At 68.3% G+C, this 7,590-nt stretch carries 6 protein-coding genes and 1 pseudogene; 6 read left to right on the top strand and 1 reads right to left on the bottom strand.

The annotated features are described in order from the left end of the window. The 6 genes and pseudogenes from nuoL to V6M45_RS00935 all read left to right on the top strand — a co-directional run. The coding region (nuoL, locus tag V6M45_RS00960) for an NADH-quinone oxidoreductase subunit L (RefSeq protein WP_332653353.1) at window positions 1-1,564 on the top strand (1,564 nt) is incomplete at its 5' end. A gap of 11 nt (window positions 1,565-1,575) precedes the next feature. Next, a complete protein-coding gene (locus V6M45_RS00955; RefSeq protein ID WP_332653356.1) occupies window positions 1,576-3,054 on the top strand; it encodes an NADH-quinone oxidoreductase subunit M in 1,479 nt (492 codons plus the stop codon). A 7-nt stretch (window positions 3,055-3,061) separates the two neighbouring features. After that, window positions 3,062-4,507, top strand: a complete 1,446-nt coding sequence (gene nuoN, locus V6M45_RS00950; RefSeq protein ID WP_332653352.1) for an NADH-quinone oxidoreductase subunit NuoN — start codon at window positions 3,062-3,064, stop codon at window positions 4,505-4,507. Window positions 4,508-4,509: 2 nt separating this feature from the next. Next, complete coding sequence (locus V6M45_RS00945) at window positions 4,510-5,262, top strand: biotin--[acetyl-CoA-carboxylase] ligase (protein ID WP_442880514.1); 753 nt, start codon at window positions 4,510-4,512, stop codon at window positions 5,260-5,262. Continuing rightward, window positions 5,259-5,804: pseudogene (locus tag V6M45_RS00940) on the top strand (type III pantothenate kinase); the annotation flags it as partial. The gene V6M45_RS00945 and the pseudogene V6M45_RS00940, both read left to right, overlap by 4 nt. A gap of 470 nt (window positions 5,805-6,274) precedes the next feature. Continuing rightward, window positions 6,275-7,273, top strand: coding sequence for an MBL fold metallo-hydrolase (locus V6M45_RS00935; protein WP_332653350.1), 999 nt, complete (start codon window positions 6,275-6,277; stop codon window positions 7,271-7,273). Here the strand turns inward: V6M45_RS00935 and V6M45_RS00930 are convergent. Then, the coding region (locus V6M45_RS00930) for a hypothetical protein (protein ID WP_332653348.1) at window positions 7,274-7,590 on the bottom strand (317 nt) is incomplete at its 5' end.

Raw genomic sequence — 7,590 nt, 5'->3', positions numbered from 1 at the left:
CCGCGTCGGCGACTTCGGCTTCGCCCTCGGCATCTTCACCGTCTTCTGGATGTTCGGCACCATCGAGTTCGCCGAGCTGTTCCCGATGATCGCCGCGCGCGAGGGCACGGGCTGGGAATTCCTGGGCCACACCTGGTCGGCGCTCGACCTCGCCGGGGTGCTGCTGTTCATCGGCGCCATGGGCAAATCGGCCCAGTTCTTCCTGCACACCTGGCTGCCCGACGCGATGGAGGGCCCGACCCCGGTGTCGGCCCTGATCCACGCCGCGACCATGGTTACGGCGGGCGTCTACATGGTCTGCCTGCTTTCGCCGATCTTCGAGTACGCGCCGGTCGCCTCGTCGATCATCGCCCTGACCGGCGCGGTGACCGCCCTGTTCGCCGCGACCGTCGGTCTGGCCCAGAACGACATCAAGCGGGTCATCGCCTATTCGACCTGTTCGCAGCTCGGCTACATGTTCTTCGCCGCGGGCGTGGGCGCCTATGAGGCGGCCATGTTCCACCTGTTCACCCACGCCTTCTTCAAGGCCCTGCTGTTCCTCGGCGCCGGCTCGGTGATCCACGGCATGCACCACGAGCAGGACATGCGGAAGATGGGCGGCCTGTGGAAACTGCTGCCCGTCACCTATGCGGTGATGATGATCGGCACCATCGCCATCACCGGCCTCGGCATTCCCGGGATCGGCGGTCTGGCCGGCTTCTATTCGAAGGACATCGTCATCGAGAGCGCCTTCGCGGCGGCGGCCAGCAATCACTCGCCGATGGGCCTGTTCGCCTTCGCTGTCGGCATCCTCGCCGCTGGTCTGACCGCCTACTACTCGTGGCGCCTGGTGTTCATGACCTTCCACAACAAGCCTGTCTGGAAGGAAGAGGACGCGCATCACGCCGATGACCATGCCTCGCACGCCCAGTTCGAGACCCACTCGGAGCCGCTGGCTGACGATGCGCATGCGCACGACGACCACGCCCATGACGACCACGCCCACCATGGTCCGCTGAAGCCGCACGAGAGCCCGTGGGTGATGCTGGTGCCGTTGCTGCTGCTGTCGGTCGGGGCGATCGCCGCCGGCTTCCTGTTCGAGCCGTTCTTCACCGGCCACCACGAGAACGAGTTCTGGCGCGGCGCCATCTTCACCGGCGAGCACAACCACGTCCTGCACGACGCCCACGGGGTCCCGACCTGGGTGAAGTGGTCGCCGCTGATCCTGACGCTGATCGGGACGTTCGCCGCCTTCTGGCTCTATGTCCTGAAGGAAGGCATGGCGCGCCGCATGGCCGACCGGGGCGGCGTGATCCACGCTTTCCTGTACAACAAGTGGTACTTCGACGAGCTGTATGACTTCGTCTTCGTGCGCGGCGCCAAGGCGCTCGGCGATCTGTTCTGGAAGATCGGCGACGTGAAGATCATCGACGGCCTCGGCCCCAACGGCGCGGCCTGGGCCTCGCTGAAATCCGCCGCCCGACTGGGCAAGCTCCAGTCCGGCTATGTCTACCACTATGCGTTCGTGATGCTGCTCGGCGTGGCCGGTTTCCTCGCCTTCGCCATCTATGCGTGGGGAGCCTGATCTTGCCCCAGATCCCCTTCATCCTCAGCGTCGTCACCTTCCTGCCGCTGGTCGGCGCGGGCCTGATCCTGATCGCCCGGCTGCTGGGCAAGGGCGAGGCGGCCGGCGCGGCGCGCTGGATCGCCCTGGTCACGACGCTCGTGACCCTGGCCGTCTCGGCCGTGCTGGTGGCCGGCTTCGACGGCTCGAGCGCCGCCTATCAGTTCGTCGAGCGCTATGTCTGGTTCGCGGGCGCCGAATATCACATGGGCGTTGACGGGATTTCGGTCCTGTTCGTGCTGCTGACCGCCTTCCTGATGCCGCTGTGCATCCTCGCCAGCTGGACCACGATCAAGGAGCGGGTGGTCGACTACATGATCGCCTTCCTGGTGCTGGAGACGCTGTGCATCGGCGTGTTCACGGCCCTCGATCTGTTCCTGTTCTACATCTTCTTCGAAGGCACCCTGGTGCCGATGTTCATCATCATCGGCGTGTGGGGCGGGGCGAACCGGATCTACGCCTCGTACAAATTCTTCCTCTACACCCTGCTCGGGTCGGTGCTGATGCTGCTGGCCATGCTGTGGATGGCGGCCGAGACCGGCACCACCAGCATCCCGGCGCTGAAGGAATTCGCCTTCCCGGCCTATGCGCAGCCCCTGTTGTGGCTGGCCTTCTTCGCCTCGTTCGCGGTCAAGATGCCGATGTGGCCGGTCCACACCTGGCTTCCCGACGCCCACGTGCAGGCGCCGACGGCCGGCTCGGTCATTCTGGCCGGCATCCTGCTGAAGCTGGGCGGATACGGCTTCCTGCTGTTCAACCTGCCGATGTTCCCCCTGGCGTCGCAGATGTTCGCGCCGCTGGTCTTCGCCCTGTCGGCCATCGCCATCGTCTACACCTCGCTGGTCGCCTTCCGGCAGACCGACATGAAGAAGCTGATCGCCTATTCGTCGGTGGCGCACATGGGCTTCGTGACCATGGGCATTTTCGCCGGCAACGATCAGGGCGTGCAGGGCGCGGTGTTCCAGATGCTGAGCCACGGCCTGATCTCGGGCGCGCTCTTCCTGTGCGTCGGCGTGGTCTACGACCGCATGCACACCCGGGAGATCGCCCTGTACGGCGGCCTGACCGCGCGGATGCCGTGGTTCGCCGCTATCTTCATGCTGTTCACCATGGCCAACGTCGGCCTGCCGGGGACCTCGGGCTTCATCGGCGAGATCCTGACCATGACGGGCATCTACCAGGTCTCGACCTGGACGGCCTTCGTCGCCGCCTCGGGCGTGATCTTCTCGGCGGTCTATGCGCTGACGCTGTATCGCAACGTCATGTTCGGCCAGATCACCAATCCGGCGATGAAGACCATCACCGACGTGGACCGGCGCGAGCTGCTGATCTTCGTTCCGCTGATCCTCGGCACGCTCTGGCTGGGCGTCCAGCCCGGGCTCGTGCTCGACTTCACCAACGCCTCGGTCGGGGCCCTGACCTCCGCCTATCAACTTGCGATCGGCGGGTGAGACCATGATGCCTGATCTGATTTCCGCCCTTCAACTTTCGGCCCCGGAAGCCGCCCTCGCGGTCGGCGGCCTCGTGCTCCTGATGGTCGGCGCCTTCGTCGGCGAGAAGAGCGCGCGGCTGGTCTCGGTTCTGTCTGTCCTGCTGCTGCTCGCGGCGACCGCCCTGGCCGTGACAGGTCCGCTGGGCCGGGCCTTCAACGGCGCCTATGTGGCCGATCCGCTGGCGGTTTACGGCAAGGCCCTGATCTTCCTGTCCAGCGCCGTGGCCATCGTGCTCGGCGACGGCTGGATGAAGCGCACGCGTATCGCCCGTTTCGAATTCCCGGTCCTGATCGTCCTGGCCTCGGCCGGCATGGGGATGATGGCCTCGTCGGGCGACCTGATCTCGCTCTACGTCGGCATCGAGCTGCACTCGCTGGCCCTGTATGTGCTGGCCGCCTTCCACCGCGACGACCTGAAGGCGTCGGAAGCAGGGCTGAAGTATTTCGTGCTCGGCGCCCTGTCGTCCGGCCTGCTGCTGTACGGCGCGAGCCTGATCTACGGCTTCACCGGCTCGATGCGGTTCGACGAGATCGCCGCCTACGCCGCGACCAACGCCTCGCCCGGTCTGATCTTCGGCCTCGTGTTCCTGATCTGCGGCCTGGCCTTCAAGGTCTCCGCCGCGCCGTTCCATATGTGGACGCCCGACGTCTACGAAGGCGCGCCGACTCCGGTCGTGGCCCTGTTCGCCACCGCCCCCAAGGTCGCGGCCATGGTGCTGATCGCCCGGACGCTGGAAGGGGCCTTCGCCGGTTCGCACGACCAGTGGGCCCAGGTGCTGATTCTGATCTCGCTGATCTCCTTCGCAGTCGGCGCCTTCGGCGGTCTGGTGCAGAAGGATATGCAGCGACTGCTGGCCTATTCCTCGATCGCCAATATCGGCTACGCCCTGCTGGGCATCGCCGCCGGGACGACCCTGGGCGTTCAGGCCATGCTGCTGTTCATGACCCTGTACGTCATCGACCAGTTCGGCTTCTTCGCCATCCTGCTGTCGCTGAGCCGGGGCGGGCGGCCAATCCGCCGCATCCAGGATTTCGCCGGCCTGCGCAGGGACCGGCCGGTCATGGCGTTGGCCCTGACCGTGCTGTCGCTGTCGGTGCTCGGCATGCCGCCGTTGTCCGGCTTCTGGGGCAAGTGGGCCGTGTTTGGGGCCGCCGCGGACGCGGGCTACTGGATGGTCGGCGCCGCCGGTCTGGTCGCCTCCGTCGTGGCCGGCTTCTACTATCTGCGGATCATCAAGCTGATGTGGTTTGATCCGGCGCCCGAGGGCGTCGAGCCGATCGACCGTTCGCCGATCGAGGCGAAGACCATCGCCGTCGCCGCGGCCCTGTTCTCCTTCCCGCTGGTGATGGTCGCCCTGAGCTGGCTGGAGCCCTTCGCGCGGGCGGCGGCGGTCGGTTACGGGGCGGGCTGACGGTGGCTCCGGCCGCGCCCGTCCTGCTGCTTGAACAGACCGACTCCACCAATGCGGAGGCCCGCCGCCGGGCCGAAGCCGGCGAAACCGGCCCGCTCTGGATTGCGGCGCGGCGCCAGACCGCGGGCCGTGGACGCCGCGGCCGGGTCTGGGAGAGCGACACGGGCAATCTGTTCGCCACCCTGCTGACCACCACGCGCAAGCCTCCGGCCGAGGCGGCGCAGGTCACTTTCATCGCCGCCCTCGCTGTCGCGGACCTGCTGGACCGCTATGCGCCGCCGTCGCTGGTGACGATCAAATGGCCCAATGACGTGATGCTGGCCGGCGACAAGGTCGCGGGCGTGCTGGTCGAGTCCGGCGTCCACGCCTCGGGCGGTCTGTGGCTGGCGGTCGGGATCGGGATCAACCTCGCCGAGGCGCCCGTCGGCACGGAGCGGCCCGCCACGGCGCTGGCGCAGCACCTGTCCGGTCAGGTCGGCGCGCCGCCCATGATCGATGTCGCCCTGCGCGAGCTGGCGGAGGCCTTTTCTGTCTGGATGACGCGCTGGGAGGCGCTCGGATTTGAACCGGTTCTAGACGCCTGGCGCGCCCGCACGACCGGGCTCGACGGCCCCGCCGTCGCGCGGCTCGGCCATGAAACCGTCACCGGGCGGGCCGAGGGCGTCGCGCCGGACGGGGCGCTCCGGCTCCGGCTGGCGGGTGGCGAACTGCGGCTGATCTCGGCCGGCGACGTATTCTTCGGGGAGGCCGCCTGATGCTTCTGGCGATCGAGCAAGGCAACACTAACACCCTGTTCGCGGTCCACGACGGCAGCGACTGGGTCGCCCAGTGGCGCACGGCCACTGAGGCAAGCCGCACCGCCGACGAATACGCGGTCTGGCTCAGCCAGCTCCTGACCATGCGCAGCCTGTCGATCGGCCAGCTGGACGGATGCATCATCTCCAGCGTGGTGCCGCAGTCGATCTTCAACCTGCGCAACCTGTCGCGGCGCTACCTGAGCGTCGAGCCTCTGGTCATCGGCGAGAACGCCGAACTGGGCATGACGGCGCGGATCACCAAGCCGAGCGAGGCGGGCGCCGACCGGCTGGTCAACGCCATCGGCGCGCACCTGGTCTATCCCGGCGATCTGATCATCATCGACAGCGGCACCGCCACCACCTTTGACGTGGTCGCCGCCGACGGGGCCTTCGAGGGCGGGGTCATCGCGCCGGGCATCAACCTGTCGCTGCAGGCCCTGCACGAGGCGGCGGCCATGCTTCCCCGCATCGCCATCCAGCGGCCGGAGCACGTGATCGGCAAGGCCCCGCGCTCGGGGTGGAAGGTGTTCCTGGTCACCCTGCTCAGCGTGGCGGGAGCGGCGGCGGCGGCGATCCTGCTGCGAATGATGATCCGGTGATCGAGAGACCTTGGCCGGAGCTTGGCGCCGGGGCCGACGCGCCCGCGCCGCTGACTGCCCGCGGAGAGGGTCTGAGAACGACTACGGCTGCTTCTTGCCTCCGGAAACTGCGGGAGCCTGGGGCGCGAGATTGCACTGGCAGCGCGCCTCCCGGGGCACATGGGCCAGCGTCTGCTCGATGTGAGCGCCACAGCCCGCCCAGGTCGGCCTTCCACACTTCGGGCACTGCACCTCGCGACACATATCTTCTTCGCTCCCCTGGGACGGTTGGTCCCCTGTTATCGCATCCGCCCCGCAGTTAGAGAACGTCCATGAGCGCCAGACGGGTCGCAGTCCTAGGTGGGCAGGCAGCCGGGCTTCGGCTCGAGCGGGTGCGTGCGTCGCAACGCTTCGTGGACGGCCAGTTCCGCAACAGCGCCGGAGCGGGCGTCGGCCCCGGTCTCAAGGGCAGCCCATTGCCGCTGCTGGGCGAGTACTTCCGCGGAGGCCAGGCCCGGGTTCCCAAAGGACCCCTGCCGCTGCTGGATCCCCGGCCGGTCTGGCAGCGGCCGGCGGAGACCGGGCTGCGGGTCACCTGGCTGGGACACAGCACCCTGTTGTTGGAAGTGGATGGCTTCCGGATCCTCACCGATCCGGTGTTCGGAGACCGCGCCTCCCCCGCCTCCTTCACCGGGCCCAAGCGCTTCCATCCGGTGCCGGTGCAGCTCTCCTCGCTGCCGCCGCTGGACGCGGTGTTGGTCTCGCATGACCACTACGATCACCTCTGCATCGCCACCATCCGCGAGCTGGCCCGGAGGCGGGTGCCCTTCATCACCGCGCTGGGGGTGGGCGCGCATCTGGAGGCGTGGGGCGTCCTCCCGGAGCTGATCACCGAGCTGGAGTGGTGGGAGGAGAAGGTCCTGCCCGGAGGAGGACTGAGCTTCACCGCCGCGCCGGCGCAGCACTTCTCCGGACGGGCGCTGGGGGATCGCAACGCCACCCTGTGGGCGTCCTGGGTGCTGCGCTCCGATCGCCACCGGGTGTTCTTCAGCGGCGACACCGGGCTGACCGAAGAGTTTCGGGAGATCGGCCGGAGGCTGGGGCCGTTCGACCTGGTGATGCTGGAGATCGGCGCCTTCCACCCGGCGTGGGCGGACATCCACCTGGGGCCGGAGAACGCGGCGAAGGCCTTCGGGATGCTGGGAGGAGGAACGCTGCTCCCGGTGCACTGGGGCACCTTCAACCTGGCCCTGCACGCGTGGGACGAGCCGGCGGAGACCCTGCTCCGCCTCGCCGATGAACAGCGGCTGCGGGTGATCACTCCCCGCCTGGGAGGCTCGCTGGAGCCCTCCCGGGTGGAGCAAGTCGACCCCTGGTGGAGAGAGGTCTGATCAGCGGCTCCAGGCGGCGATCAGCTGATCGGCCCGGGCGGCGGCTGGCTCTGGCTGCAGGCCGCAGGCCTCCAGGGCGGCCACCAGGATCAGCCGGGCGCGTTGGGCGCGGGCCTGGGTGCGGTCCGGGGTCTTGGCCAGCTCCAGGCTCATGTCGCGCAGGATCGCGGCCAGCGTCGTTCCCCGGGACGGCATCGGCGGGACCAGCTGCTCGGGCGGGGTCCGGATCGCCAGCGCGGCCTCGAAGGAGGCCACCCGCTTCTGCGCCGCGGCCGCGGAGAGTTCGCGCACCCTCAACAGCGCGGCCACCCGGGCCC

It is taken from the genome of Brevundimonas sp., assembly GCF_036676055.1.
Lineage (GTDB): Bacteria > Pseudomonadota > Alphaproteobacteria > Caulobacterales > Caulobacteraceae > Brevundimonas.
The sequence above is the reverse complement of the archived record's forward strand: the minus strand, read 5'-3'. Positions and strand labels throughout refer to the sequence as shown.

What these genes read in the sequence shown, in the direction of transcription:
- nuoN (WP_332653352.1), top strand. Translation starts at nt 3,062, where the DNA reads ATGCCTGATCTGATTTCCGCCCTTCAACTTTCGGCCCCGGAAGCCGCC.